The 26781-nt window shown below is 57.5% G+C and carries 24 protein-coding genes; 11 read left to right on the forward strand and 13 right to left on the reverse strand.

Annotated elements, in window-relative coordinates:
* Positions 1–283: 283 nt before the first annotated feature.
* Positions 284–1069: an SDR family oxidoreductase gene (locus tag EXR70_16745; GenBank protein MSP40137.1), complete on the forward strand. Its 786-nt coding sequence runs from the start codon at positions 284–286 to the stop codon at positions 1067–1069.
* A 19-nt stretch (positions 1070–1088) separates the two neighbouring features.
* On the opposite strand, the gene EXR70_16750 is transcribed toward EXR70_16745, so the two are convergent.
* Positions 1089–2306, reverse strand: a complete 1218-nt coding sequence (locus EXR70_16750) for an MFS transporter (protein MSP40138.1) — start codon at positions 2304–2306, stop codon at positions 1089–1091.
* Between the two features lie 245 nt (positions 2307–2551).
* On the opposite strand from EXR70_16750, the gene EXR70_16755 reads away from it, so the two are divergent.
* Positions 2552–3580 (forward strand): LLM class flavin-dependent oxidoreductase, encoded by a 1029-nt coding sequence (locus EXR70_16755; GenBank protein ID MSP40139.1) that lies wholly within the window; start codon positions 2552–2554, stop codon positions 3578–3580.
* Positions 3581–3705: 125 nt separating this feature from the next.
* On the opposite strand, the gene EXR70_16760 is transcribed toward EXR70_16755, so the two are convergent.
* From EXR70_16760 to EXR70_16770, 3 genes are all read right to left on the reverse strand, one after another.
* A complete protein-coding gene (locus EXR70_16760) occupies positions 3706–4383 on the reverse strand; it encodes a DUF1554 domain-containing protein (protein ID MSP40140.1) in 678 nt (225 codons plus the stop codon).
* 83 nt (positions 4384–4466) lie between these two features.
* On the reverse strand, positions 4467–6875 hold the full coding sequence (locus EXR70_16765; protein ID MSP40141.1) for a molybdopterin oxidoreductase: 2409 nt from the start codon (positions 6873–6875) through the stop codon (positions 4467–4469).
* 132 nt (positions 6876–7007) lie between these two features.
* Positions 7008–7967, reverse strand: coding sequence for an ABC transporter substrate-binding protein (locus EXR70_16770; GenBank protein MSP40142.1), 960 nt, complete (start codon positions 7965–7967; stop codon positions 7008–7010).
* Positions 7968–8181: 214 nt separating this feature from the next.
* Between EXR70_16770 and EXR70_16775 the strand changes: the two genes are divergently transcribed.
* Positions 8182–9198 (forward strand): thiamine pyrophosphate-dependent dehydrogenase E1 component subunit alpha, encoded by a 1017-nt coding sequence (locus EXR70_16775; GenBank protein ID MSP40143.1) that lies wholly within the window; start codon positions 8182–8184, stop codon positions 9196–9198.
* A gap of 3 nt (positions 9199–9201) precedes the next feature.
* The gene (locus EXR70_16780) at positions 9202–10182 is read left to right on the forward strand and encodes an alpha-ketoacid dehydrogenase subunit beta (protein MSP40144.1); all 981 of its coding nucleotides are present in this window, start codon (positions 9202–9204) and stop codon (positions 10180–10182) included.
* 87 nt (positions 10183–10269) lie between these two features.
* Here EXR70_16780 and EXR70_16785 read toward each other — a convergent pair whose 3' ends face one another.
* The gene (locus EXR70_16785; protein ID MSP40145.1) at positions 10270–11259 is read right to left on the reverse strand and encodes an ABC transporter substrate-binding protein; all 990 of its coding nucleotides are present in this window, start codon (positions 11257–11259) and stop codon (positions 10270–10272) included.
* Positions 11260–11268: 9 nt separating this feature from the next.
* Positions 11269–11868, reverse strand: a complete 600-nt coding sequence (locus EXR70_16790) for a cysteine hydrolase (GenBank protein ID MSP40146.1) — start codon at positions 11866–11868, stop codon at positions 11269–11271.
* A 191-nt stretch (positions 11869–12059) separates the two neighbouring features.
* Between EXR70_16790 and EXR70_16795 the strand changes: the two genes are divergently transcribed.
* Positions 12060–13118: an extracellular solute-binding protein gene (locus EXR70_16795; protein MSP40147.1), complete on the forward strand. Its 1059-nt coding sequence runs from the start codon at positions 12060–12062 to the stop codon at positions 13116–13118.
* Positions 13119–13226: 108 nt separating this feature from the next.
* On the opposite strand, the gene EXR70_16800 is transcribed toward EXR70_16795, so the two are convergent.
* The 3 genes from EXR70_16800 to EXR70_16810 all read right to left on the reverse strand — a co-directional run bounded on the left by EXR70_16800 (position 13227) and on the right by EXR70_16810 (position 16312).
* Positions 13227–14186, reverse strand: coding sequence for a branched-chain amino acid aminotransferase (locus EXR70_16800; GenBank protein MSP40148.1), 960 nt, complete (start codon positions 14184–14186; stop codon positions 13227–13229).
* Between the two features lie 90 nt (positions 14187–14276).
* Positions 14277–15284, reverse strand: a complete 1008-nt coding sequence (locus tag EXR70_16805; protein ID MSP40149.1) for an extracellular solute-binding protein — start codon at positions 15282–15284, stop codon at positions 14277–14279.
* Between the two features lie 14 nt (positions 15285–15298).
* A complete protein-coding gene (locus EXR70_16810) occupies positions 15299–16312 on the reverse strand; it encodes an ABC transporter substrate-binding protein (protein MSP40150.1) in 1014 nt (337 codons plus the stop codon).
* 19 nt (positions 16313–16331) lie between these two features.
* Here EXR70_16810 and EXR70_16815 point away from each other — a divergent pair, with 19 nt between their 5' ends.
* From EXR70_16815 to EXR70_16825, 3 genes are all read left to right on the forward strand, one after another.
* Positions 16332–17609, forward strand: a complete 1278-nt coding sequence (locus tag EXR70_16815) for an extracellular solute-binding protein (GenBank protein MSP40151.1) — start codon at positions 16332–16334, stop codon at positions 17607–17609.
* A 143-nt stretch (positions 17610–17752) separates the two neighbouring features.
* Entirely contained in the window at positions 17753–18991 is a 1239-nt protein-coding gene (locus EXR70_16820) for an aromatic ring-hydroxylating dioxygenase subunit alpha (GenBank protein ID MSP40152.1), read from the forward strand.
* A gap of 20 nt (positions 18992–19011) precedes the next feature.
* The gene (locus EXR70_16825) at positions 19012–20031 is read left to right on the forward strand and encodes a hypothetical protein (GenBank protein ID MSP40153.1); all 1020 of its coding nucleotides are present in this window, start codon (positions 19012–19014) and stop codon (positions 20029–20031) included.
* 186 nt (positions 20032–20217) lie between these two features.
* Here the strand turns inward: EXR70_16825 and EXR70_16830 are convergent, their stop codons facing one another.
* The 3 genes from EXR70_16830 to EXR70_16840 form a co-directional block, all read right to left on the reverse strand.
* Entirely contained in the window at positions 20218–21207 is a 990-nt protein-coding gene (locus EXR70_16830) for a hypothetical protein (GenBank protein MSP40154.1), read from the reverse strand.
* Positions 21208–21330: 123 nt separating this feature from the next.
* A complete protein-coding gene (locus EXR70_16835) occupies positions 21331–22542 on the reverse strand; it encodes an extracellular solute-binding protein (GenBank protein ID MSP40155.1) in 1212 nt (403 codons plus the stop codon).
* 11 nt (positions 22543–22553) lie between these two features.
* Positions 22554–24008: a biotin carboxyl carrier protein gene (locus EXR70_16840; GenBank protein ID MSP40156.1), complete on the reverse strand. Its 1455-nt coding sequence runs from the start codon at positions 24006–24008 to the stop codon at positions 22554–22556.
* A gap of 229 nt (positions 24009–24237) precedes the next feature.
* Here EXR70_16840 and EXR70_16845 point away from each other — a divergent pair, with 229 nt between their 5' ends.
* The 3 genes from EXR70_16845 to EXR70_16855 all read left to right on the forward strand — a co-directional run bounded on the left by EXR70_16845 (position 24238) and on the right by EXR70_16855 (position 26071).
* Complete coding sequence (locus EXR70_16845) at positions 24238–24507, forward strand: DUF4160 domain-containing protein (protein ID MSP40157.1); 270 nt, start codon at positions 24238–24240, stop codon at positions 24505–24507.
* Positions 24508–24515: 8 nt separating this feature from the next.
* Positions 24516–24797, forward strand: coding sequence for a DUF2442 domain-containing protein (locus EXR70_16850; GenBank protein ID MSP40158.1), 282 nt, complete (start codon positions 24516–24518; stop codon positions 24795–24797).
* Between the two features lie 293 nt (positions 24798–25090).
* Positions 25091–26071, forward strand: a complete 981-nt coding sequence (locus EXR70_16855) for a hypothetical protein (GenBank protein MSP40159.1) — start codon at positions 25091–25093, stop codon at positions 26069–26071.
* A 38-nt stretch (positions 26072–26109) separates the two neighbouring features.
* Here the strand turns inward: EXR70_16855 and EXR70_16860 are convergent.
* The coding region (locus tag EXR70_16860; GenBank protein MSP40160.1) for a hypothetical protein at positions 26110–26781 on the reverse strand (672 nt) is incomplete at its 5' end.

Genomic DNA, 26781 nt, shown 5'->3' on the forward strand with positions numbered 1-26781 from the left:
AAACCACCGCTTTGCCGCCTTCCTTTTTGGCGGCATCGATCAGTTTGCCGTCCTGCGCCCAGGCGTTGCCGCCAAAGAGCACAACAATCATCAGGACCATCGTAACAAGATTCATCGGGCCTCACTTTCTGTTCGCCACCACGCGGCGTGCACCATCGCCTGGAAGCTATGCGAAGTCCGTTGTTCTCGTCAAGACAATTCAGTATGTTGATCGCCAATCGCGCTCGCAGCCCGCGTCCCGAGGACGCGGCGCCCAGGGCGATCACCAACAGGAGGATTCGGCATGAAATTATCCAATCAAGTAGCCCTCATCATCGGTGGCGGCCGCGGCATCGGCGAAACCATCGCCCACACTTTCGCGCGTGAAGGCGCGAGCCTGGTGTTAGTCGACTTGGAAAAGATGAAAACCGAGCTCAACGGCGTGGCGCAGGCCGTCAATCAAAATGGCGGCAAAGCCGTCGCGCTCACCGCGGATTGTAGCGACGATAAGCAAGTGAACGGCATCGTCGACGAATCCATCCGGCGCTTCGGCAAAATCGACATCTTGATCAACAGCGCCGGCTTTCGCGGCCCGTTGGTCGCGGTCACCGAGATCAGCGATAAAGAATTCGACGACGTAATTCTCTACAATTTGAAACTGGTATTTCTCTGCTGCCGCGCGGTCTTGAAACAAATGGTCAAGCAGAACAGCGGCAGCATCGTCAGCATCTCCGGCACCGCCGGCAGAGAAGGCATGGCGATGCGCGGCTCGCTGTGCGCCGCCAAATGGGGCGTCGTCGGTTTGACCCAAACCATCGCCAAGGAATACGGCCCGCATGGCATCAGAGCCAACATCATCTGCCCCGGCGGCATGGACGAACCCGATCTGCGCGAGATGTACGCCCAGCGCGCGAAAAACCTCGGCATGACCGTCGAGGCCCATGAGGCGCAAATTCTCTCCCTCACGCCACTACGCAAATACGCCAAACACGAAGAAGTCGCCAACGCCGCGCTGTTTTTAGCGTCGAACGATTCGTCTCACACCACCGGTGAGTCGTTGAACGTGTCGGGCGGGCGGTTGATGAGCTGAGTATCACCGCAGATTACGATTAAGCCGCATTGAGCGTCGAAGGCGTACCCATCAGCACGGCATCGGGGGTTTTCTCGGTAAACAACGCCAGACCAGAAACCAGCAAGACTAAACTCATGACAACCATGAAGCCGTCATAGCTGCCGGTGCGGTCGTAAGTGATGCTGGCAACCATGGGGCCGGCGGCGGAGCCGATTTGGTGCACAATGAAACTCATGCCGAGAATCATCCCCGCCATGCGCGGCCCGACGAGCTCGTAGAACAAAACATTGCCCACCGCCACCGTGCCGAACGTCGGCCCGATCGCCAGTGCAACTACGGCGTAATAGACATAAGCATTGCTGATATCGAGGGCCATCAATAGAGTGCCGACGCCGCGCGTGAGATAGCTCAAGCCCAAGATGCGCGGTCTGCCGTAGCGATCCGAGAGCCAGCCGAAGAGCAACGCTGAAACGACTGCGGCACCGCCGAATACGCTAACAGCTTTTGCTCCCGTCGCTGCGTCGAAGCCTTTGCTCATGGTCAGCGCGACCAAATGTGCGATCTGAAAAAACGCCACACCACAGGAGAATCTCACGGCAAAGAGCACCAGCATCGAGCGATTGCGCAGATACGGCAGGCACGCGCTCCACGCCATTCGCGTCCCATGATTTGCCTGCCAACCGGTCGGATCGCGCGCGCCCAGCCATGCCAGCGGCAACGCGACGAAGAATAATATCGCGCCGGCAGCGAACGCCGCCATGCGCCAATCGTAGGCGCGAATCAAAAAGTAAATTGCCGGCGCGAACAAGAGCGGGCTCAAGGGCGATGCGACTTGAACCACGCTTACCGCCAGGCCGCGATTTTTCGCGGCAAAATGTTTCGATACAATCAGCGAGATGACGACTTGGCTGCACGCGCCCATCGCTAGGCCCACCATCAAACCGTAGGTCAGCGACAACTGCCAAAGATTTCCCGACCAGCCCATGCCGACGTAGCCGCTGGCCATCAACAGGATGCCGCCGATGATCACGGGGCGCGGCCCCACATCGTCGGCAAGCTTACCGAATAGGATCGCGCCCGCGCCCCACCCTAACATCGCGACCATGTAAGGCACCGTCGCCAACGAGCGCGACACGGCGAACTCATGCTCAATCGCCGGCAGGAACAGACTGAACGTGTTCATGCTGATGGAAGTAATCGTCCCGGCGGCCGTGCAGAGCAGCAAAATCGAAGTGCGCGAGATTTTCATAGCCATGACTATGCCAGCGTCGCGCCGCACTGGCAATGCGTTGGCAATTCAACCTCAATGTGGCAAGTCAGACGTAGGATGGGTGGAGCACAGCGATACCCATCGTCTTCTAACGGTGGGCATCGGCGCGTTGCGCCTCCACCCACCCGACAATCGCTTACAATTCGTCGTTGTTCCGATTCGGTCCGTTTAGATCGGTTGCATGCTTCACTATCTTCGTAATACTTCTTGGTCCCAAAGGAGCATCCTTCATGAGCAACCAACACAAAGTCAGCTTCGGTATCCGCATTCCCAACTCCGGACCTCTCGCATCGCCGCAATCGATGCTCCAAGTTGCCCAAGAAGCCGAAGCGTTAGGCTTCGATTCGGTCTGGGTGCACGATCATTTAACTTGGTCCGACGAAATTCATCGCACGCATATTTCTTCCGGCTCCGACGACTCGCACACCGGCAACGCCAGCCCGGATTTTTTCGAAGCGATGACATCGCTCGCGTTCATCGCCGGACAAGTACACAAAGTCCGCATGGGCATCGCCTGCGTCGTCGTTCCGTGCCGCAATCCGCTGCTCGCCGCCAAGCAGATCGCCACTCTCGACGTGCTATGCAATGGCAGACTCGACATCGGCGTCGGCATCGGCTCGCCGTCGACGATCAAGTCGCGCGAGTATGAAGTGCTCGGCGTGAATCGCAAACAGCGCGGCAAGATCGCCGACGATCATCTGCGCGCGATGAAAACTATTTGGGCGAATCATCCGGCGAGCTACGACGGACAATTTGTTAAATTCGAAAATGCCGAGATCTGTCCCAAGCCTTTACAAAAACCAAACCCGCCGCTGTGGGTCGGCGGTTGGACCGAAGCCGCGATGAAAAGGACCGCAGCGCTAGGCGACGGCTGGTTGCCGGCGTGGCTGTTGCCGGAAGACATCGGCACAAAATTTTGCGAAGTGAAAGAAATGGCAAAAGCCCACGGCAGAGATCCAGAAAAAATCGATCTCGGCATCGAAGTCTACGGCTGCATCGACCCAGACGGCGCCAAGGCGCGCAAAGACGGTTACAACACGCTCGCCATCGGCCAAAGCACTTTTGAAAGAATGATGAGCGTCGAGCAATTGACCGCGGTGAGCTTGATCGGCTCGCCGGAAGAAATCCGCCAGCAAGTCAAAGCCTACAGCGACGCCGGCGTGTCGCACTTCGAGATCAAGTTTATCTATCCGAGCTTGGAGCGGCACTCGGAGATGCTGCAGTTATTCGCGCGAGAAGTGCTGGCGGCGTTCCGGTGATCCATCCGACCCACCGCCAATCTCATCTAGGAGGTTTTACCGATGAACTACGGCCAATACGACGCGCACGCAACGATTCCGCGAATTTCACACTTCGACTTGAGCCGTTTGACGTCCGCTTTCCGCTATTTCGCCGCGAAGCAATCGAAACGTCCAGCCCCGCCGCCCGGCGCGGTATCGGCGCAACTTCGACTTTCATGGGCGGAGTTCCACGATGCGGAAGCTCCCGCGGTATTGCCGCCAAGCCCGATGCCGTCGATGTGGCCTATTTGCGCCTTCAGGTCGGGAGATTCCGACGTCCAACTGTTGCAGCTTTTCCCAGCTATGAGCGTCCCCTCCGCTGTCGAGCCAGTGAGAACGTCATGCTCAGTGGGCTTCGGTGAATTCAGCCAGTTGCCGGGGATCATTTGACCGCGCTCGTCGACTAGCAGGATCGAATTGCCTCGACGCGCATGAAGATCTGCAAGGTCGTTGCCCACCATGATCCCGTTGGCATTGAACCACGGACCACTGCCGATCCGGTCACGTGCGTTGGTCGGATTATTGTTGTTGGCGGGATCCCGTTCCGCGCTCAAGTAAGCGCGCCAAGTTTTCTCACCCAGCCCAACCGCAGCGGCCAATGTCTGGCAAATCTTGTCAGCGCCGGCTAGGCCGCCCAGGTTGCCGGTTTTGCTCTTCGCGCTGGTGACGAAGAAACCCATGCTCGGCGGCGGCGCAACGGCGGCGCCAACGATGCTGTCGCGGCGCTCACTGATAACAATCGCAAGCAAGCCAATGGCGAGTATCGCAATGAGAATCTTCATCCCGTCCTCCTAAATTTTTCACTACGTCCCATGCGACATTGCCGGTCCGTCAATTCTTTTCTTAGCCCATCCAATCGAAGCGATCAATTATCCGCCCGCACGCGGCACAAAAAAGACCGATGTGGCAGCGAGCCGCTGATCGGATCGGCGATCTCTGAACCGATCAGCAAACTTGGATTGGCCGATCCCGCACCGTAGGAATCGTAACCTGGCAATTCCAACGCTTTGCATTCTTGCCACCAGCCATGTTGGCAGCAGACGACACCCGGCGCGATGGCGTCGGTGACCCGCGCCTTGGCGCGAATCGAATCGCGCGGACTTTCGATAATCATCCAACATTTGTCGGTGATGCCAAAACGAGCAGCGGTTTCGGGATGAATATCGGCGCTCGGATGGGGCGACACTTTGCGCAAGCTCGTCAAGCCGCGCAGTTGGCTGTGAATGTAGGTGGTAAACTTTGCATTGGTCAGCACCAGCGGAAAATCTTTGGCGACATCGGGACGGCTGACCGGACTGACCATCGGCTCGACATATTCCGGCAGCGCAGGAAATCCATGGGCGGCGAAAGTATGCGAGTAAATCGCGACTTTCTTGTCCGGCGTGTTGAAACCGCGCGGCGCGCCGGATTTTTCCAGCGCGGCAAATTTTTGATAACGCGGCGTCGCCGAGAGAGTGATACCGCCGGGGGACGCTTTGAGTTGATTCAACGTCATGCCCGCGGGTGCCAATTCATTTTCATACGCCGCGTCGATATCGCCCTGCCAAAAATCATCGGCGAACCCTAACCGTTTCGCCAACTCAAAAACGATCCAAGTATCGGAGCGCCGTTCGCCGAGAGCATCGACCACCGCCGGGCGATATTGCACATGTCGCCTGCCCTGCTCTCGATGCTTGAAGTCATTGGACACCGTGGCCATTTCGAGAAAGCTCGTCGCCGGCAAAACATAATCGCAAAGCTCGGCGGTCGGCGTCATGAACAACTCCGCGGCCACGGCGAAGTCCACGGCGCGAAACGCCTCACGCGCGCGCTGTGAGTCGCCCGTCGACATGATCGTGTTCGATCCGAAGTTGAGCAGCGCCTTCACCGGATAGGGCCGGCCTTCGAGCACCGCGGTGAAGATATCGTAGGCCGCGCAATTCCCCGGCTTGGCCGGCGGGCCGAGCGGTTTGCGCTCGCGGCCGATGCGCTGCAGCGCCATTTCTTTCGGCAAAAATTCTTTTCCCGACATGGCACCCAGCGGCGCTTTGGGGAACACCACGTTGCCGCCCTGACGGTCGATGTCGCCAAACAGCGCATAGAACGTTGCGATCGCTCGGCTCGTCTGCGTCGCGTTGGTGTGCTGGCCGACGCCGTTGTGCATAAACATGCTGACCGGCCGATTGGCCGCCAGCACGCGCACCGCTTGGCGAACTCTGTCGGCAGGTACCCAAGTGATCGCTGCCGATTTTTCCGGCGTGAACTCCGCCGCCAAGACAGCCAAGAGAGCGAACGCCGGTTCGCAGGAAATTACGCCGCCATCTTTGGTTGGAATACGATGGTGCCCGTCAATTGCGAGCCGCGCCGATTGGCGTTCAAAACTTCCCGTCAACGAATCATAGAGAATTGGCGAATCGGCGATTTCATCCCAAGCAACGAAGAGATCCGCCGATCCGTTCGCAGACAAGTCCGCTTGAGTCAGCGCCGCGCCGTTATCCGAACGAATCAAGAAAGTTCCGTTGGTCCATTGGCGCAGGAAGTCGTCGTCGAAAAGCTTTTCTGTGATCGCCACATCGATCATCGCCAAAGCCAGCGCGCCGTCGGAGCCCGGCCGCACTTGTAGCAAGACATCGGCTTGCGCCGCGATACCGACGCGCCGCGGGTCCACGGCGACGATCTTCATGCCGCGCTTGCGCGCCGCGACGATGTCATGGGCGAGAATCAGCGAGGTCGAGCTCGGATTGTGGCCCCACAGCAAGAAAGCGCCGCTGTGGGCAACATCCGGCGTAGGAATTTCCACGCCGAACGTGTAGGTAAAGCCAGTGTCCTTGTGCCAATTGCAGACGTGCGTCGTCGAAACCCAATTGGGACTGCCGAAACGGTTGAGCAGGCGCGCTAGCCAGCGTTCGGCGTCGGAAACCGAAGTGCCGCCGCCGGTGCCCTTGGCAAGCGCCACCGCTTTAGCGCCGTGGGTTTCGCGAATCTCTAGCAAACGCCGCGCGATGTCGTCCAGCGCTTCGTCCCAACTCACTCGTTGCCAACCGGGATCGCTGTCGCCTTTCGGCCGAGTTCGCTTGAGCGGATAATTTAACCTGTCTGAATGGTAAACCAATTCCGGCGCAGCTTTTCCCTTAAGGCAGAAAACACCGCCATTGGGATGATCGTCGTCGGCTTCAAGCCGGATGACTTTGCCATCGGTCACAGTCGCAATCGACGCGCAGTGCGCCGTGCACAGCGCGCAGAAGCCGCGCACGGTGTGTGTAGATCTTTCGGAAGTCATGACATTGTTTAACATAGGCCGAAGCCTCCTGCCCTGCGATTGAGGGGCGAAATATTTTTCGCCCCTACACCGATTTCTTTTTTGCGCCTTTTGCGCTTTTTGCGGTAAATTCTCCGTATCCGATCAAGGGCGGGTCGCGACCGGCCCCTACTTCTTTATCTGATCTAGTTCGCGCACCACTTCCGTCGTCACGCTCCAGTCGACGATGTCGGCGGGCTTGATGCTGCCGACTTTTTGTTTGGTGCTGCGCAGCGTGGTTTCAATGAAATCCACTACCGCTTCATCCGTCGTCCGGCCGGCGCTGCGAAACGATTTGACCATCTGCGCGATCGACAGACGCGCTTCCTTGTCGTTCAGATTCAAAAACTGCTTGGCGAACGCTTCCGCTTCGCTGCGATTGGCGGCGATGTAGCGGCGAATGCGCTCCAGGCCGCGCACGATCGCCTTGACCTCGGCGCGATCCTGCTGGAGTTTTTTCTTGCTGGTGGCCAAGCCGGAAAACGGCATGTCGAAAATCTCCGACGAGTCGAACAAACGATTATTACCGTCGAGCTCCGCCTTAATATCATAGGGCGGGCCGAGAATCGCGCTGTCGATGGAGCCCGCGGTCAACGCCGAATAAAGCGTCCGGCTATCGCCGATCTGCAACAACGTCGCCTGTTTCTCTGGGTCGAGGCCGTGATGTTTGAGGATCGTCCTTGCGGCCAGATCATAGGCGCCGCCGAAAACGCTGATGCCGACGGTCTTGCCCTTCAATTCGGCAACCTGTTTGTACTTCGGCTGGGCGACCAAATACATCTGCGCTTTGAACATCGAATAAACGCCGATCACCGGCGCGCCTGCCAGCGCCGCGCGCAGCGTGCCACCCATCGCGGTGGTGTAATCGACATCGCCGCTCATCAACCCCTTGGCCGCGATGCCGGTCGACATGTAGATCATCTTGACCTCCAAGTCGGCTTCTTTGAAAAATCCCCTGCGGCTCGCCCACGCGAACGGCATCTCGGCAATCGTCCGCCCGGAGTAGCCGATCACCACGTCGCGGCCGTGGCTCACATTAGCCGAAAACAAAAATAAAATTATCGCTGGGATGACAACGCGCGCATGCATGAAGCCTCCTCGGTTCAATTGAACTAATTTCCCAAATGGCAGAAAGCGGGCGAGATAGCAAATACAGAGTGAGGAGTGAATAGTTAGGAGTGAGGAGTACGAAATCCGAACCCCCTTACTACTCACCCCTAACTCCTTACTTCCATTTCCGCTTTGCAATTCGCCCGCGTCGGCAGTAAGTAATCATCAACGCGGACAACAAACGGAGGAAAACATGTTGCCGGATATTCCACGAGAAAAGCAGTTGGCGATTCTGCGCCGGATGCTGATGATTCGGCGCGCCGAAGAGCATTGCATTCGCTTTCACGACGAACACCAGGGGCTGATTCGCGGCCACTTCCATGTCTACATCGGCCAGGAAGCCACCGGCGTGTCGGTGTGCGATTGGTTGAACAAAGACGACTATGTTTTCACCACCCATAGAAATCACGGCCACGTCATCGCCAAGGGCGGCGATCCGAAAAAAGTTTTGGCCGAGATCATCGGCCGCGCCACCGGTTACTGCCAAGGCCGCGCCGGAACTTTTCACGTCGCCGCGCCGGAAGTCGGCGTCATCCATACTTCGGCGATCGTCGGCGGCTGCCTGGCACTAGCGGGCGGCACCGCCTACGCGGCCCAGGTCAAAGGCGAGAAAGCGATCACGGTGGTTTTTTTCGGCGACGGCGCCATGGAAGAAGGCGTGTTCTACGAGACCCTCAACATCGCCAAGCTCTGGCAGCTGCCGATAATTTTTTGGATGGAAAATAATTATCGCCGCAGCGGCCGCGGCGCCGGTCATGCGGCGACGGAACTGACGAATGTGCCCAAAGCCTTGGACGTCGAAACCACGGTGATCGACGGCATCGATGTCGGCACGGTGCACAAAACCGCGAAAGATATCGTCGGCCGGGTGCGCGCCGGCGGCGGCCCGCTGTTCGTCGAAGCGCGCACTCACCTGTGGCCGGGCAACGCCTTTGCCATGCCGAAACTCGTCGGCGGCGTCACCGATATCGCGTGGGCGTGGAACCCCGGCGCCGCGCCGGAAAAAGTCCGCGAATGGCACAAAGAGCACGACCCGATTTTGAATTACCTGCGTGAACTCGCAGCCGCCGGCGTCAGCCGCGCCGATCTCGAAAAACTCGACGCCGAGGTGAGCAAAGAAGCCGACGCCGCGGCGCGCTTCGCTCTGGAAAGTCCGCTGCCGGAAGCAAAAGAGGCGATCAAGTACGCCTTCGCAGGGAAAGGAAACTGAACTATGCCAACGGAAATGACCTACGGAGAAGCTCTGATCGCCGCCATCGACGAAGTGATGGAGCAAGACAAACGCATTGTGCTTTTCAATCCCGGCTTCATCGGCATGGAAGCCGGCCAAGATAAGCTCGCCGCGCTGAGAAAAAAATATACCGCGAGAATTAAATTTCCGCCCATCGCCGAGATCGGCTTCTGCGGCATCGCCATCGGCGCGGCGATGGCCGGCTTGCGCCCGGTGGTCGATATCAGCACCGCGACATTTTCCTACGAAGCGATCCCGCAGATCGTCAACGAAGCCGCCATCGCCTATTCCAACTCCGGCGGCGTGACCAATGTGCCGGTGGTTTTTTATTTGAAGTTCGGCATCCGCGGCGGCGGCGGCGTACAACATTCCGGCAGCCCGCAGTCTTGGTACTGGAACACGCCGGGCTTGCAAGTCGTCATGCCGTCGACGCCCGCCGACGCCAAAGGATTGATGCGCACAGTGCTACTGCACAGCCAAGACCCGACGATCTTCTTCGGCCATGACCGGCTGCTCGATGACAAAGGATCGGTGCCCGATGGCATTTATGAAATCCCGCTGGGCAAAGCCGACGTAAAACGCGAAGGCAAAGACTTGACCATCATCGCTACCTCGATCCAAGTGCCGCGTGCGCTGGCCGCCGCGGAAATTCTATCGAAAGAAAATATCTCGGCGGAAGTCATCGACCCGCGCACTTTGCAGCCGTTGGATAAACCGGCGCTGCTCGCCTCGGTCAAGAAAACCGGCCGGGTGCTGATCACCGACGAAAGCCACGACAACTGCGGCGTCGCCGCCGGTCTCGCCGCGATCATCGCCGACGAAGGCTTCGCCAGCCTGCGCGCGCCGATCAAACGCGTCTCGATCCCGCCGGTGCCGGTGCCGTACGCAGTGCCGTTGGAAGATTATGTCACGCCGCTGGCGGGAAGGATTGCCGATGTTGCGCGCGCACTGATGAAAATTTGATGGATCGTATTCCCTGGGACCGCAAAATCCAGGAGCTGTGGCTTGCCGCACCTGGATGCGCTTGCGATCGGCGAAGATCGGACTCGCTTACCTACCGCTGTAAAGCTTGGCAATAAACCCTTCGCTTTCCAATTCCCCAATCAGGCTGCGGTCAATAAAGTCTTCGACTTTGAGTTGTCCAGCTTGAGGGATGGTGGCGGCGAGTTGCTTCAACGCCCCGCCCATCACTTTTGCGTCGGGCGCCGGAATTTTTTCATGGACATCTTTGTAGATTTCGAAAAGCCTATCCAAATTGCCCCGATCGGCCGTCTTCAAATACTTTTGCAACACGGTGACCGTCAACTCTTTGTCCGTTCGCGCTGCCTTGATGCCTTCGATCCAACTGCGCAGAAACCTTTTGAGGACATCTCGCTTGTTCTGAATATAAGATCGCGTCACGATGATGGTGCTGCCTGGATACAGAATCGGCAGCCGACTCACTTCGACGGCCAGATGGAAACCCAACTTTTCGGCTTGCAGCGCGGTATCGCCCGTGAGAATCGCACCATCCACCGCGCCCGCCTTGAGCGCACCCAAGCGCTCCGGCAAGCCGCCGGCTTGCAGGATGGCGACATCACGGTCCGGAGTTAGATTGAAATGACGCAGGACGTCGCGCAAAACCAAATCCGACAGAGAGCCGTAGCGGTCACTGCCGAGCTTCAGCCCCTTCAACTCTTCGGGCTTTTTGAGCGGCGCGCGGGTCACCACCACGTGCAGCAAGCGGTTCGACGTCACGCCGACACAGATTAACTCGGCCCCTCTCGCCCACGCCGTCAGCGGCGGCGCCGAACTCATGTTGGCGATCTCGATCTGGCCCGAAAGCAGCGCCGGCACGATCAAAGATCCCGACGAGATATATACCGGCTGAACTTCGAGACCATGCTTTTTGAAATAGCCAGCCTCAGCGGCGATCCACAGCGGCGAATAGGTCGGTGACAACGATGCAAAGGGAATCTTGAGATTTTGCGCTGCCGACGGCGCGACGGCGCCTAGGACAAAGATAATGGCGGCCAGGCTAAACCGAGCGTGCAACTTCAAGCGTTCATCTCAAGCGCCGACGGCGCTACGCTGTGCCGGCGTAAACTGAAGCTCATCCGCGCGCGCCACCGACACGTTAAAGTTATACGCGTGCGAGCGAAACTGCGCCAAAGCGAACGGCTGCGAATGGGGCGCGACACCGTGGATGCAGTCTTCCAGCACGGTGGCGTAGTAGTTGCGAATATGAAACCCGATCACCGCGTGATAAACGCAATTACTCGAGCCGATGCCGGTAACAACGATGCGATCGCGGCAGGGCTGGAGATCGAACTTTGCCAGTACCTCTTCCATCTGCGTCTTGTAAAAACAATCATGAGAAGTTTTCTGCACCACCGTTTCGTGCGACAACGGTTTTAGCTCCGGGACAAAATCGGCGCCATGGCTGCCCAGGATGAGCGCGTAGGGACGGCCGAAAACGGTAAACTCCGGATGATCTTTTGTGCGCACCGATTGGACGTGGATGATCTTACCATTAACCGCACGGAAACGATCGAGCATCACACGTATGTTGGCTATGACCGGCTTCACACCCGGCCCATGCCGCTCGCAGCCTTCGTTTTGCATGTCAACAATAACCAGACCGGTCGATTCTGGGTTGAGTTCGATCATCGTTTTGCCCTCCGTATGACAAGCTATTACATAGCAGCTTTCAATTTGTCAACGTAAGCTCGGAATCGATTTACCTGACAGCCAAATCGCCATCGCGGTATGGATGCAGCGAAATCCAGCCAAATAAATTTTGCCAACCAACGGGGGCGCCCTTGATCTCTCAGATTCGTCGCAGCTCCGCGATTCGCCAATTGTTCCGATGCCTCGCTCTCATCGTCATCACCAGCTTTTCGCTGGGAGATCTCTCGCACGCCAAGAGCGCGGGTGAAATTCTCGCCGAGTACAACCGCTTGCCCGATAAAGAACGCGAAAAGAAGATCCTTGATGGAGCCAAACGCGAAGCCAAGCTGGTCTACTACGGCACCACCGCCATCGACCACATCCAGCGCGTCTTTGCCGAGTTCAAAAAGAGATATCCATTTATGGAAGTCGCCGACTATCGCAGCGGCTCGGTCAACGTCTACAACAAGATCACCACCGAAGCGCGCGCCAAAAGATTCGACGTCGATGTCTTCGATCTGGAGCCGGGCGAAGTCTACGGCATAACCAAGACGGGACTGGTCGACCCTTATCTATCGCCCAGCCGCAAAGGCATCGCCGCCGATTTCATGGACAAGCAAGGCTACTGGACAACCTTCTACCACCTGACCGTGGCCCTGGGATACAACACCGAAAAGGTCAAAAAAGAGGAGGTGCCAAAAAGCTATGACGACCTACTCGATCCCAAGTGGAAGGGAAGAATGTCTCTTGACCAGACCGACTTTGCCCTGTTCGGCGCGATGCTGGAATATTGGGGACGCGAAAAAGGGGCGAACTATTTCCGCAAACTAGCCGACAACGATCCCTCCATGCGCCGAGGCAAAACCCTACAAGCGCAGATCCTCGGCGCCGGCGAGGTCCACGTAGCGCCCTGGCTCTACGGCTATCGCCCGCTGACGATGAAACGCGATGGCGCTCCCGTGGAGATAAACCTCCTACGACCCGTGCTTTCCGTGCCGACTTATCTGCTGTTGGCGAAGAACTCTTCCCGTCCTCACAGCGCGGCGCTGTTTCTCGACTGGGCGCTGGCGCGCGACGGCATCATGAAAACATTCGCGGAGGAGTTGGGCCGGGGCGTCCCGCGCACTGGCTACAAGGATATCTTCCCTGAGTTGAACGCGCCGCAGTATCTGGTCGTCGAGCCGAACAAGATCGGCCCGCGCTACGAGGAATATGAAAAGCTCTACTGCAATATCTTCAAGCACTGCTAGTGTCCCGACCCAGAGGTTCGTTAAACAACCATTGGAATCGTGAGTTGAAATGAACCCCCCTTTTGAAAGGGGGATGTCATTCTGACGCGAATCAAATCTGACAACTCGCTACGCCGCTTTGCGATCGTTCCACAGCGCCGTCAGGCGGGCGCGCTCATCTTTATCGAGATGGCTGAGCGCCTGATCGACGATATCCATGCCGACCATTTTATTCCACGCGCCGATCAAGCGCAGCGTCATCGGCCCCGGCGCGCCTTGGCCGATCTTGGCGCCGTTGACCGTGCGCACCGGCACGAAGGTCGGGCTGGTGCTGGCGAGAAACGCCTCCTGCGCCGTGTAGAGATCGTAGGGCGTGAAGTTGCCCTCGACGATCTCGATGCCCAGTTGCTTGGCCAGGCCGAAAACCGCCTCCTTGGTGATACCGCCGAGCACGTTGCGGTCCGACGGTGTGCACAATTTACCGTTGGCCACGAGGAAGAAATTATGGGCACTGGTTTCGCTCAGGTTCCCATCCATATCGAGCATCAGCGGGATCGCCCTCGGGTCCATCTGCTTGGCCTCGAAGGATGCCATATTGTGGTTCATCTTGTTGGTGATCTTGGCTTTGGACTCGAGGCATTCCGGCGGTACGCGGCGAGTTGAGGGAATGACGATGGGCGCGCCCTCGACGTAGAAGCTGGCGAATTCGGGAAAATTGACGATCACTGAGTAGACCGTCACGGTAGCGCCGCCGACCACGCGATTGCCTGTTGAAGAACGGACGCCGCGGCTCACCACCTGCCATAGGGCGAGGTCTTCATTGGCGCGCAACTGCGGCCTATTGCGATCGAGCACTTCCAAGGTAATTTTCTCCATCTCTTCGCGGGACATGCCACAGTCGATGCGCGTGTACTGCAGCGAGCGGAACAGCCGATCGGTGTGCTCGCGCAGGCGAAAGGGTTTTTGCCCGAACGTCCGCGTGACATCGTAGACGCCGTCGCCGGCGTTGAAACCACTATCCAAAACCGAAACCTTGGCTTGGCTTTCCGGCACAAAGGCACCATTCAAATAAACGATGCGTTCTTCCATCCCTGTGTCTCCCTCTAATTAACCACCATTAATCACTGTTCGATGTGAGTTTCTACAGCCGTTCCAACGACGCTGTCAAGTTCCGGCCATCTACTTGGCGAAAAAGATCTGGCGAAACTCGTTGCTCAAACTTTTCGCTTCCTCGGCGCTGGGATTGTCCATGATCACCATGTTGGGCGCGACTTTCTCCGCGCCGACTATCGGCGGTAGGACGCCCGGATAGAGCACGAACTCGCCGTCCTGGGCGATCATCCTCTGGCCGTCCGGCGACGCCGCGTATTCGATGTAGAGCCGCGCGGCATTGGGGCGCGCCGCCTTGGCGCCCAGGGCGAGATGATTGGGATCGGAAAGATATTTGTCGAGAGTGGAGTAAAACACCGGGCCTTTGTACTGCTTGACGAATTTGACATAGGCGATGCCGACATGAGCCTCGCCTTTGATGACCGCCGGTGTCACCGGCGCCAGCGACTCCACCAGCAGCGGCTGTTGCTTGGCGAGATTCTTGACGTAGTCGCGCCACTTTGCGCCCATGAGTTTTTCCAGATTCCAGAGAAATTTTGCCGTCGTGGTATGGCGCGAGGGGTCCGGCATGCTGATCTTGCCCTTCCACTTGGGCGCCAGCAGTTCCTCCAGCGATTTCGGCGCCTCGGCCGCTTTCACAAGATCGGTATTGTAAAGAATGCTGATCGGCAGCAGGCGCCAGGGCGTGATCAGCGCGTCTTTCTCTTTGAACTGTTCGGGGAATTTCTCCGATGAGGGAGGAATGTAGCGGGCAAACAGCCCTTCCGCTTTCATCAGCGCCATCACGTCCCAGCTCGACTCCACCACGTCGAAAGCCGGACGGCCAGCGCGCCACTCCGACTGCGCCCGCTCCGCCACCGCGGTGGACGAACCGCGCCAGTAGTCGACTTTGACATCGAATTTCTTCTCGAAGTTTTTGTGCAGCTCCTCCATCGCCTGCGGCACCACGGAACCGTACACCACCACCCTGGCCTCTTTTTTCGCCGCCGCGACATCCACCGGCTGTGCCGACCCATTCGTTGCCGTCATCGCTGCGGCCGCGGCGAGCAGGATCCAAATATTGAGGATCTTTGGCATTGTTCGACCTCCGTTCACTTCACACCATAGGTCGCAAACAGTTGATCAATATAGCCGGAATTCTCCAGCCGGCGCAGGATACTATCATCGACCAAGCTTTCAACTTTGATTTCGCCCAACTTGGGATTGCGCTGCTTCATCAGACGCTGAATATTGCGCAGCCCCTCCATCGAAGGGAAGGGCTTTTTGTCCATACCGAAAGCGATGTCGGTAAGACCTTCTTCCGCGTCGCGCTCGCTGACGCGCAGGCGGCGTTGCAATAGCTTGAGCATCGCCGGTTTATTGGACGGCCCAAGCGTAAAGGCGATGCTCTCCATCAGCGCGCGCATAAAACCGTCAAACAGCTGCGGATTCTTTTGCAAGTAGGGACCGCGCGCGACGATGCTTGTGCTAGTGATAGGCAAATTGGTTTTGTGAAATTCAGCGAGAATCGGATAGCCTTTCTCGCGCAGCCGTTTGGTGAACACGACGTCGAGCACCGTGGCGTCGATGCGGTTCAGTTCCAGCGCTTGGCTCAGCTCTCCTTGATCGCCGATCACGAGGAAACGAACGTCGTCCTTGTTGGCATCGATGCCAAGTTTTTCCAGCCCCAACACCCCGCCCATCCAGAGCGTACCGCCGATGCTGGTAACGCCGAAGCGCTTACCACGTAATTCTTCGGCGTTTTTGATCCCAGGCCGCGCCACCAACTCGTAGGTCACCCGATTGGTCAGCACTGCAAGGATCTTGAGATCGATGCCCCCTGCCGCGGCTCCGAGCACAGCTGTGCCGCCGGTGTAGCCGGCATTCATATCGCCCGAGGTCAGCGCCGCTACCAATGTCGGCGCACCGCGCACGAAAACCAGCTCAGCTTCGATGCCATTTTTCTTGAAGAAGCCAAACTCTTGGGCCACCCACAGCGGCGCCACCCGGGGGCTGATCGAGGCGTAGGCGACCACCATCTTGGTCGGCGCAGCCGCGCCGTAAACCGCGCTCTCGCGAGCAAGCCCCGCCAAAAACATCAGAACCAGGGCTCGAAGGTAAAGCATAAAATTTTCTCCTTTCGCGATGCTGAATGTCCGGCCGGCTTGCGATCCCGTGATCACGTGTGAGGGCCACCTTAGAAGAAGCCGCTGTTGTGCGTCAAGCGAATTCGCCTTGACAGTATTTTTACTTACTGATTATGCTGCGATGAATTTCGCGAATCGAGGTTTCATGAGAATTCTTATCGCGTTTGTGGTCCTTATGCTCGTGAGCTTCGCCAATGCCGATCAAGCTCATACTGCCGAGCCCAGGCCAGCTTGGCAAAGCGAGTGGGACAAATTAGTGAAAGCCGCCGAAACGGAAGGCGAAGTTGCGGTCTACGTGGTCGACTACCCGCGCTTCGCCGTCAGCCAGTTTCAGAAAGCATTTCCTAAAATCAAACTGAACCTGGTCGACGGTCCCAGCGGACCGACGCTCTCGTCGCGATTGATGGCCGAACGGCGCGCCGGAAAATATCTCGGCGATCTCTACATCGCCGGCCAAGGCACCCATGTTTCGGTGCTCTATCCCGCCAAGGCGTTGGCGCCCATGCCGCCGGCGATGATTCTTCCCGAAGTCAAAGACGAGTCGAAGTGGTTCAAGGCCAAACATCGCTTCGTCGATCCGGAAACCCTCCACTCGTTTGTCTTCCAAGGCCATCGCGGCCTTTACGTTTCCTACAACACCAACTTGGTCAAAGCCGATGAGATCAAATCCTGGACCGATCTGATCCAGCCCAAATGGAAAGGCAAACTCATCGGCTACGAACCTTCCGTCGCCGGCGTCGCTCGCAACGTGCTTTGGTACGTTTACAAAAATAAATTTCTCGGCCCCGAGTACATGAACAAACTCTACGGCGACATGGAGATCGCGATCGCCCGCGACCAGCGCCAGTTGGTCGACTGGCTGGTCACCGGCAAAGCCGCTCTGTGCATCGCCTGCGACGACGCCGACATCGGCGGCGCCAAGGAAAACAAGCTGCCGGTGGAGACGATCACGCACACGCTCAAAGAAGGCGACTACGTCGCGGCCGGCCAAGGCGCGATCAGTCTCCTCACGCCGGCGCCCCACCCAAGCGCGGCGCAAGTATTTCTCAACTGGTTTCTCTCGAGAGAAGGCCAAACGATCTATCAAGAGCAGTCGGTCAAGGCCGGCCAGCGCAACGCCAACTCCCGGCGCATGGACATCGCCAAGGATATCATCCGGCCAGAATATCGCCTCAAAGAAGGCGCGGAAGTTTTGGAGAACGGCCCCAACGTCGACCAAGAGACCGCCGAAGCGACTAAGTTGCTCAAAGAGATACTTGCGAAGCGGTCGAAGTAAAGGAAACTATCGGCAGAAGATAATAACTCACCACGAAGGCACGAAGGACACGAAGTAGGGGCAAGGCGTGCCTTCCCCTCTTTTCCCACCCTTCGTGCCCTTCGCATCTTCGTGGTGAAAAATAATCTATCAAGGATAACGACATGCTTTCCCGCGAAGAAAATGAACTGCTCACACGCATCGAACCCGGGACGCCCATGGGCGATCTGTTTCGGCGCTACTGGATTCCCGCGCTGCTGTCTGAAGAAATTCCCGCCGCCGATTGTCCGCCGGTGCGCGTGCGGCTGCTCGGCGAAGATCTCGTCGCCTTTCGCGCCAGCGACGGCAAGATCGGGCTGCTCGCCGAGCACTGCGCCCACCGCGGCACCTCGTTATTTTTCGGCCGCAACGAAGCGTGCGGCCTGCGCTGCATTTACCACGGCTGGAAATATGACATCGAAGGCAACGTGCTGGAGACGCCGGCGGAGCCGGCCGGCAGTCAGTTAAAAAATAAAGTGCGTCACCCGGCCTACCCTTGCGCCGAAGCGGGCGGCATCGTCTTCACCTACATGGGACCGAAAGAAAAAATTCCTCTCTGCCCCGCGTATCCCTGGCTCGGCGTGCCGCAAGATCAGATTTATATCGCCAAGAGCTCGCTTGAATGTAATTATCTTCAAGGCCTCGAAGGCGACTGCGACTCGGCGCACCTGAATTTCCTGCATAGAATTTTCAAACCCGACGCGCGCCGGGAATTTCTCAGCCTCGCCACCCAAGCCCCCGACTTCGAGTTCGACGAAATGGATTTTGGTCTAAGAGCCGCGGCGATCAGAAAAATGGCCGGCGGCGCCTCCTATGCGCGAATCTCCCACTTCGTCATGCCTTTCATCGGCGCCGTGCCGGTGGGTTCCATGGTCGACGGCAAACTCGACGGCTTCAAAGCCGTCTACCAAGTTCCCGCCGACGACCACAGCACCTGGCGTTACGATTTCTTTTTCAAATGGTCGCGCCCCTTCGGCACGGACGATTCCTCCAAGCGCGACTTCGTCGATGCGAACTTTAAAAAACTACGCAACCAGCGCAACAATTATTTACAGGACCGCGAACGGCAGAAGATGGTCAACTTTACGGGCATCACGGAATTTTTGAATCAGGACGCCTGCGCCACCGAGAGCATGGGCGAGATCGTCGACCGCAGCGTCGAGCACCTGGGCGCCACCGACGCTTTCATTATCCAGGTGCGCCGCTGCTTACTGCGCGCCGTAAAGGATTTTCAAGCCGGCAAGCGGCCACCGGGGTTGATCTTCGACCCGGAGCAAAACAACTTCGCCCATCTGCGCTGCGAAGCCGCGCAATTGCCGACCAACGTCTCGTGGCGTTCGCTCTACGAGGACGGCAAGAGATAAATTTTTTAAGGAGAGAGTGAATGAAAAAACTTGTCATAGATTTCCTAGCCATCGTCTTTGCCGCGCTTAGCGTTGGAACGGCGTCGGCGCAAGAAAATTTCTTCGCCGGCAAAACCATTCGCGTCGTCGTCGGCTTTTCCGCTGGCGGCGGTTTCGATACCTACTCGCGAACCATCGCCCGCCACATGGGCAAACATGTGCCGGGTCATCCGACTGTCGTCGTTGAAAATATGACCGGCGCGGGCAGCATCGTCGCTGCCAATCATCTCTATCGTGTCGCCAAGCCGGACGGTCTCACCATCGGCAACTTTCACGGCTTTCAGGTCTTGAACGCGGTCCTGGGGGCCAAAGGCATCGAGTTCGATCCGCGTAAGTTCGAATGGCTCGGCGTACCGGTAAAAGATACCGGCGCCTGCGCTTTGACTAAAGCAAGCGGGATCACCAGCATCGATCAATGGCGTCGCGCCGGCACACCGGTGAAGCTCGGCGGTGTCGGCCCGGGCGACGCTTCCTACGGAATGGCGCGAGTTCTGAAAGAAGTGCTCGGACTGCCGGTGCAGCCGATCCCCGGATACAAGGGGACCGCGGAAATCAAGCTCGCGTCGGAGAGCGGCGAGCTCGCCGGCGGCTGCTGGCAGTGGGAGTCGATCAAAGTCATGTGGCGCGCGGGACTGGACGCCGGCGATGTGAGTATGGCGATCCAGCTCGTCGCCAAATCCCACCCGGAGCTGACCAAAGTCCCGTTGGCATCGAGCTTGGCGAAAGACGAAGAATCACGCTTGCTCCTTCAAGCCGCCGTGTACGACCCCAACTCGATCACCCGCCCTTACTCGCTGCCGCCCAACGTTCCGAAGGCGCGCGTGAAGCTTCTGCAAAAGGCATTCGCCGACACGATGAAAGATCCCGATTTCCTCGCCGACGCAAAGAGAACGCGACTCGATCTGGATCCGGTAACCGGCGATGAAGTGGAAAAAACCGTAGACCGATTCTACAAACTGCCGCCAGCTCTGCTGGCTAGACTGAAAGAGGTTCTCAAGTAAGCGCAGACTCTTTGCACCCAACTTCGAATGAGCCGGCCATACACCTCTTTGTTGTCCAAGCTGATCTCATCGTCGCCGTCTTTGGGAAGCTCGGGGCCTTCGAGGAGATTCTGCCAATCTGATTTACCACAGAGACACGGAATTCGCTCGGCGGCATTAATTCGAATCCAAAGACGGCACTGGAACTTAGAACGCCCCTTCCTTCTCTAACTTCCTGACGATCCGATCGTCGATCAGATCCTCCGCCTTCAAACCCTTAAACTTCTCGTTGGTCGTGCCGAGCACGCGGATGCTATTACGAATACCGTCGACGGTGGGATAAATCCGCTTGGTGTAGAGTCGGCGCATGAACTCGTAACCTTCGATGGCATCATCAGTCTTGGGCAAACGCAGCCACTGGGCCAAGCTCCGCAGCACGGCATTCTTATTCGCAGGTTCCTGAATGAAAGAAATCGCGTCGAGCATCGCCCGCTGCACGTTCTCAACTACTTCGGGATGCTGGTTGAGAAAACTCTTGCGCGTGAACAGCGCGCTGTCTTGAAACGGAATATTGAGATCGGCGAGATCGGCGAGGATCGGATAGCCGTCGCGCTTCAACTGAGCCGCGAAGGTGTAACCTAAAATGGAACCCGCGATCACGCCGTTGGCGATCGACTGGGCGCGCACGCCGGTGTTGCCGATGATGCGAAACGAAATATTATCGCGCTTGGGATCGAGGCCCCAATGATCGAAAGCCAACATGGTGAACATCCAGTTGCCACCGCCGAGACTGGCGACGCCGATAGACTTGCCCCTAAGATCGCCCGGCGATTTGATCTCTTTACCGACCGCGAAGGCGCCGATCAGTTTGTTGATGAAGCCGGCGACAAACACGCCGTCGAGGCCATTCACCACCGCGCCCAAACTCGTACCCGACGTCGTGCCGAAGTAAAACTGCGACTCTCCCGCGCTCAACGCCGAAAAAGCGATCGGTGCATTGGGCATCAGCACGAGCTGCACGTCGAGGTTGCGCTTGCGAAAGAATCCTTGGTTCTGCGCGACGATTAAAATCCCTTCGCGCTCGCTAAAACTCGCCGGCGTGATCACGACTTTCGCCGGCGCATTGGCCGCAGCGCAATAGTTGGCAGCGCTGCTAAGCGACAAAATCGCCAAACCGATTACCAGTATATTTTTCATCTTTTTCTATCGCTTCCTAACACCGCAAAGAAAATCCCCCTCGATCCCCCTTTTTCAAAGGGGGAAGAAGAGTCAATTCCCCTCTTTCGCAAAGAGGCGCGAGGGGTGATTTTTTTCCGAACCTCACATCTGCTGTTTGCGCCCGATCTCGCGCAACAACTTCTCCCAGCGCTCCGCGGCTTTGTCGTACTGAGCCGTCGACATACCGGCTTCCGGATACCAAAGTTTGTAGCTCACCGGCTTGAACACGCTGCCGTATTCCAAATCGCCGAGAATTTTCGCGGCTTCGGGACCGAGGAGAAAGTCGGTTAGCAAGACCGCGGCAAAAGAATGCGGTGCTTGCGCGACCAGCGAAACACCGCCGGCGTTGGTCGGCACCACCTCCATCGCCGCCCAGTCGATCGGCGCGCCTTTCGCCTTCGCTTCCAGCGCATGATCGCGGAAGATCGTCGGCGACAACGCGACTTCACCAGACATGACCAAATCCGCCATCGCCCGGCCGGAGACGTTGTGTAAAGCGATGTCTTGCACGCGCAATTTCTTGACGAACTCTTCGCCTTTGATCTTGAGAATCGCCCCCAGCGTGCGCGTGCCGGTCTCGTTGGAAACGAAACCGATTTTGCCTTTTAGCTCCGGCTTCAAAAGATCGCCGTAATTTTTCGGCACCGCCGATGCGGGAATTAAATTCGTGTTGTAACCGACACCCATGTAAGTCTCGCGGTCGATGCCCCAATAGACCAAACCTTTGCCGGCGCTCTCTTTTGCGTGCGCCGGATATTTGGCCAAATGAACCGAGGTGTAAGGAATCAGCAATTTATTCTCGCGCAAGTAGCGCAGCGTCGGCAAGGTGGTCTCGATCACGTCGGCGATGATCTGCTTTGCCTGCGCCTCGGCGGTCACTTTGGTCATGATATCGGTACTGGTGCCGCGGTACGGTTCGATCTTGATGCCGTATTTTTTCTCGAAGCCCGAAGCCAAATCTTTGTACGAGCTCCCGGCCAGCGAAGTGTACCAAGTCACTTTGCCCTCGCCCTTGGCGCCGGCGATCAAACGTTGCTCGCGGTCCGTGCCGGTGTAGGCGGCGAGCTCGGCAAGCGTCATTGGCTTCTTGGTCTGCGCATCGGCAATGCCGAGTCCCAAGAACAAAAAGACCGCCGAGATAACTCCGACCTCCCCCTTTGAAAAAGGGGGAACGAGGGGGATTTGAATTTTGTGCACAAAAGAAAATCCCCCCATGCCCCCCTTTTTCAAAGGGGGGATAAATCGACGGAGCGATGCGCGCAAGGCACTGAAATATTGATTCATCAATCTCGCGCCTGAAAGTTTTACCAGCATACCAACCTCCCTCACTCGCCACGCTGGATCGTCAGCGAGAAATCGCCCTTGCGAATGTAAACGTGGCCCAGTTTCTTCTTGCTTATCTCTTCGACCAAACGCACCAGCGGTTTGCGCGCGTCCAAATATTCCTTGCGCGGCGGCGCGAGCTTCAACGCGTCGACGAACTCCGGCCCGGCGTAGAAGCGCAATAGCAATTCTTCGTCAGAAAGATGTGGCCCGCCATATTGCTTGCGCACTTCCGCGAGCGTCGGCTCGGGATGCACAATCTTCTCGATCTCACGCGCGCGCGGCCGGTTGAGAATCTTCGCTTTCGCCGCCCCGTCCATGTTGTCGCTGCCTTCCGTCCCCCACAAACCGAGCGCGTATTGAATCACCTGATCGGTTACTTCTTTATAGCGCTCGCCGACGATCACGTTGATCGCCGCCTGGCTGCCAACGAACTGCGCGAACGGCGTCACCATGATCGGATAGCCAAGCTCGGCGCGCACCTGCGCCGTCTCTTCGAGCACTTCCTGGAGCTTGTCCTCTTTGCCCATAACTTTTAGTTGATGGCGCAAGTTGGAAATCATCCCGCCCGGCACTTGGTGCGCGTACCAGTTCTGGTCGTATTCGCGCGGCGCGCCGATGGGCAATCCCTCTTCCTGCGCGATGCGCGAAAAATGCGCGCTCACCGGCGGCAGCGCATCGAGATTGACCGACGGCTGAAATCCGAGCGCGCGCAAATTGCTCGCGACGTTGAATACCGAAGGCTGAGACGAACCGTTGGCCAACGGCGGGATCGCCGTGTGGACGATGCGAATGCCTTCCTTCACCGCTTCGAGCAGATTGAACGGCGCCAGGCCATTATTGCAGTGCGCATGAAACTCCAGCGGAATATCGCCCGTGCTTTGCTTGATCAGCCGAACCAACGTCCGCGTGCGCTCCGGCGTGAGCATGCCGCCGACATCTTTGAAGCAGATGCGATACGGCTTGATCGCCGCCGCGTCGCGCGCCTTCTGCGCGTAGTACGCGTCGGTATGGCGCGGCGAGATCGAGTAAATCAAATTCACCACCGATTCCATGCCGAGCTTGCGCAGCTCCGCTGCTTCTTTGCCCAGCGCGACGAAGTCGTTCCAGTAATTCGACGTGCGCGTCAGATCGATGCCATACTTGGCGACGGTTTGAATCACCAGCCGGCGGATGCAGTCGGGAATCCATTCGAAGCCGCTGTGCAGCCCGCCGTGATAGCGTAAGCGGGTCTTCTTGATCTCCTTAGTGCCGAGCCGCAGCCAATCCCACGGATCTTCCTTGTGCTCGCGAACAAATTTCTTGAAGCGCAGACTCAAAAAGAATTCCATCGAGTCGAATCCGGCCTCATCCAAATGACGCAGCGCCGGCAGCATCATCCCGGTCGTCATGCCATAAGCCCAGAGACTGATATCGCCATCGCGCAAAGTAGTATCGACGATCCGAACTTCGTCCATCCGTTCCTCCAGCAACAAAATAGCAAACGCTAATCAATCCTTAGCGCGAATCCGTGAAACGAGGCAAGCTGCTCGTGTACGTATGAGGTGATACAATCGCTTAAGTGAATTGATCTCGATCTTGCCAGCAGCCTTTGCGGATATTAATATCGGCAAACAGAGTTCCATATATTATTGGTTCGGCTAGTATGGCGCGGCGTGCTATGGTGGAATTGGGTGAGGATTGATTATGCCGATTCTATCCATGTTTTACGGCGTCGTGGTGCGGATGTATTTCTTCGACGACAAGCAGCACCATGTCCCCCATGTTCATGCCGAGTATTCCGGCCGTGAGGCCGTGTTTTCAATTGTGAGCGGAGAGTTGCTAGCCGGTGAACTGCCCTCCGGGAAAGCAAGGCTAGTGCAAGCGTGGATCGAAATCCACGGTGTCGAGCTGCAAGCCGCATGGGAGTTGGCCGTCAACGGCGAAGAGGTGTTTAGAATCGACCCACTGAAGTAGGAGGATCAATGAATCCACACGTCAAATATGTCCGTCCTTTGGACGACTACGAATTAGAGGTCTCGTTCGAGAACGGCGAATCGCGGAGATTCGACGTGAAACCTTATCTCGGACGCGGAATTTTCGTGCGTCTCCGCGACCTCACACTCTTTCGCGGGGTTAGGGTCATTGCGGGTTCTATCGAGTGGCCCGGAGGGCTCGATCTGAGCTATGACACACTCTACGTCGACGGCCAGCCGAATATTGCACCGGCACTGAAAGCCGAACAAGGCCATGCACCCGACGACTAGAAAAAGCGCGCGCGGGTGATGGCCGAGCCGTTCAACTCAAAACAATCTCTCTGATCTTTCCAACGGTATAGAACTAATTAATCGCATCATTTTTTTCTGTCATCGCAGGCGACGAACTAAGCCGAAGACAACGGCCTACAGATCGCTTTCTTAGAAGAAACTTTTGAGAGCCTCCAAACCGGCTCGCATCATCCCTCATCCCTCATCCTTCCGCCTTCATCCCTTTCCCCAACTTCTCCTTGACAGCTTCGCGCGCCCGGCAATATGATCCGGCCAATCTCAGGAGGCGCTCAATGTTCAAACTTATCGTCGCAATCGCCGTCGCTCTAACATTCTCGCCAGCGAATCCCGTTGCCGCGCAGCCAATCAAGATGACTATCGGTCAGACTGGGGTCAATCCCGGCACTGGGCCGCTGCTCATTGCGCAGAAAGAAAACCTCTTCGCCAAGCATGGCCTCGAAGTGAAGATCATCGAGACGCAGACTACCGCCGCGGTGCAAGCGATGCTCGGCGGCAGCATGCAGTTGACCATGGGCGCTGGTGCGGCGTTTACCACGGCGACCTTGGAGGGCGCGCCAGCGTTCGTCAACATCGCTTCGTGGATGAACGTCTTTCCTTACTACTTGGTCGCGCGCAAAGAGTTCGCTAAAGTCGCCGACCTCAAAGGCAAGACCGGCCAAGTCGGCGGGCCGTTCGGCGCGGCGCCCGATGTCGCCATGCGCTTCGGTTTATCTAAACTCGGTATCGACCCGGAAAAAGATGTGAAGTTCGTGCAGATGGCGCGGCCCGATTGGCCCAACGTCATCGCGCAGTTGGAAAAAGGCGACGTGCAGTTCTCGGTCTTGCCACCGCCCTTCGACCGCATCGGCGAAGCGCACGGCATTCGCAAACTCTACGCGCTGCCGGATTTAGGAATTCAATGGCAGCAAAACGGCGAGTGGGTCTTGAAATCCTATCTCGCCAGCAATCGCGAAACGATCGTGCGCGTCGAGCGTGCGCTGGCCGACGCGATGAAGTTCTATTTCACCAATAAGGAGAAAACCATCGGTTATCTCGTCGACTTCCTCGGTACCAGCCGTGAGGACACGGAATATTCTTACAACGCCTACGCCAATTGGGCCGATAAAAATCCCCGGCCGAAACTGGAAGCGATGAAAAACACGCTCCAAGCGATCAGCCGGTCGACGCCAGCGGCGCTGAAGGCGGATCCGGCGGCGTTCATCGATACCGGGATTATCGATCAATTACTCAAAGAAGGATTTTTCAAATTCTAACCAGACGAAAGTCGCGAATGGCGGTAGCGCCGGAAAATTTATTTCTTGTATAACTTGTCGATATAGCCGCTGTCGTCGAGCTCTTTGATGAAACGTAGATCGACGAAGTCTTCCGCCTTCGCGCTCTTGGCTTTCGGGTCGCTCGCCATGATCGTCTTCAATCCCTCCAGCGTCGGATACTGCTTGGCCGGTAGTTTATGCTCGGCGATGGCGCCGTCGTAGGTTCGTTCGAGCAACTGTTTGTCGGAAATCGCTAAAGTCTTGGCCAGCACTTTGATCGAGGTCTCGCGGTCGGTCTTGAAGCGGTGCACGGCTTCCACATGAGCTTTGATGTAGCGGCGGACGACATCGGTTCGCTCGCGAATGAACTTCCGCGTCGTCGCCACGCCGGTGGCTTGGTACGGCAGGCCGAGGGCGGAGATGTCGGCGAGCAGATTGAAGCCGCGCATCTGCGCTTGATACATCGCCGGCGGTGCCAGTACGGTGGCCTGCACGCGCTTGATTTCCATGGCAGCCAGCCGTTCAGTGAGCGAGCCGACTTGCAGGATCGCCACGTCTTTGACTGGAGTTAAACCGAGCCGCTGCAAGGCGTAGCGGACGATGAAATCGGACGCCCCACCGAAGCGGCTGATCGCCACCGCACCGCCCCGGAGCTGCTCCGCTGTCTTGATCTCCGGGCGGCTGAGCAACCAGTAATCGAGCGTCACATT

Source organism: Deltaproteobacteria bacterium (assembly GCA_009692615.1).
Lineage (GTDB): Bacteria > Desulfobacterota > Binatia > UBA9968 > UBA9968 > DP-20.

Bases quoted from the DNA above. Each gene is read 5' to 3' on its own strand.
- EXR70_16850 (MSP40158.1), top strand. From the start codon at position 24,516: ATGAATCCACACGTCAAATATGTCCGTCCTTTGGACGACTACGAATTA.
- EXR70_16835 (MSP40155.1), bottom strand. From the start codon at position 22,542: ATGCTGGTAAAACTTTCAGGCGCGAGATTGATGAATCAATATTTCAGT.
- EXR70_16845 (MSP40157.1), top strand. From the start codon at position 24,238: ATGCCGATTCTATCCATGTTTTACGGCGTCGTGGTGCGGATGTATTTC.
- EXR70_16790 (MSP40146.1), bottom strand. From the start codon at position 11,868: ATGATCGAACTCAACCCAGAATCGACCGGTCTGGTTATTGTTGACATG.
- EXR70_16765 (MSP40141.1), bottom strand. From the start codon at position 6,875: ATGTTAAACAATGTCATGACTTCCGAAAGATCTACACACACCGTGCGC.
- EXR70_16780 (MSP40144.1), top strand. From the start codon at position 9,202: ATGCCAACGGAAATGACCTACGGAGAAGCTCTGATCGCCGCCATCGAC.
- EXR70_16755 (MSP40139.1), top strand. From the start codon at position 2,552: ATGAGCAACCAACACAAAGTCAGCTTCGGTATCCGCATTCCCAACTCC.
- EXR70_16810 (MSP40150.1), bottom strand. From the start codon at position 16,312: ATGCTTTACCTTCGAGCCCTGGTTCTGATGTTTTTGGCGGGGCTTGCT.
- EXR70_16840 (MSP40156.1), bottom strand. From the start codon at position 24,008: ATGGACGAAGTTCGGATCGTCGATACTACTTTGCGCGATGGCGATATC.
- EXR70_16745 (MSP40137.1), top strand. From the start codon at position 284: ATGAAATTATCCAATCAAGTAGCCCTCATCATCGGTGGCGGCCGCGGC.
- EXR70_16830 (MSP40154.1), bottom strand. From the start codon at position 21,207: ATGAAAAATATACTGGTAATCGGTTTGGCGATTTTGTCGCTTAGCAGC.
- EXR70_16855 (MSP40159.1), top strand. From the start codon at position 25,091: ATGTTCAAACTTATCGTCGCAATCGCCGTCGCTCTAACATTCTCGCCA.
- EXR70_16760 (MSP40140.1), bottom strand. From the start codon at position 4,383: ATGAAGATTCTCATTGCGATACTCGCCATTGGCTTGCTTGCGATTGTT.
- EXR70_16800 (MSP40148.1), bottom strand. From the start codon at position 14,186: ATGGAAGAACGCATCGTTTATTTGAATGGTGCCTTTGTGCCGGAAAGC.
- EXR70_16750 (MSP40138.1), bottom strand. From the start codon at position 2,306: ATGGCTATGAAAATCTCGCGCACTTCGATTTTGCTGCTCTGCACGGCC.
- EXR70_16820 (MSP40152.1), top strand. From the start codon at position 17,753: ATGCTTTCCCGCGAAGAAAATGAACTGCTCACACGCATCGAACCCGGG.
- EXR70_16815 (MSP40151.1), top strand. From the start codon at position 16,332: ATGCTGAATGTCCGGCCGGCTTGCGATCCCGTGATCACGTGTGAGGGC.
- EXR70_16805 (MSP40149.1), bottom strand. From the start codon at position 15,284: ATGCCAAAGATCCTCAATATTTGGATCCTGCTCGCCGCGGCCGCAGCG.
- EXR70_16825 (MSP40153.1), top strand. From the start codon at position 19,012: ATGAAAAAACTTGTCATAGATTTCCTAGCCATCGTCTTTGCCGCGCTT.
- EXR70_16775 (MSP40143.1), top strand. From the start codon at position 8,182: ATGTTGCCGGATATTCCACGAGAAAAGCAGTTGGCGATTCTGCGCCGG.
- EXR70_16770 (MSP40142.1), bottom strand. From the start codon at position 7,967: ATGCATGCGCGCGTTGTCATCCCAGCGATAATTTTATTTTTGTTTTCG.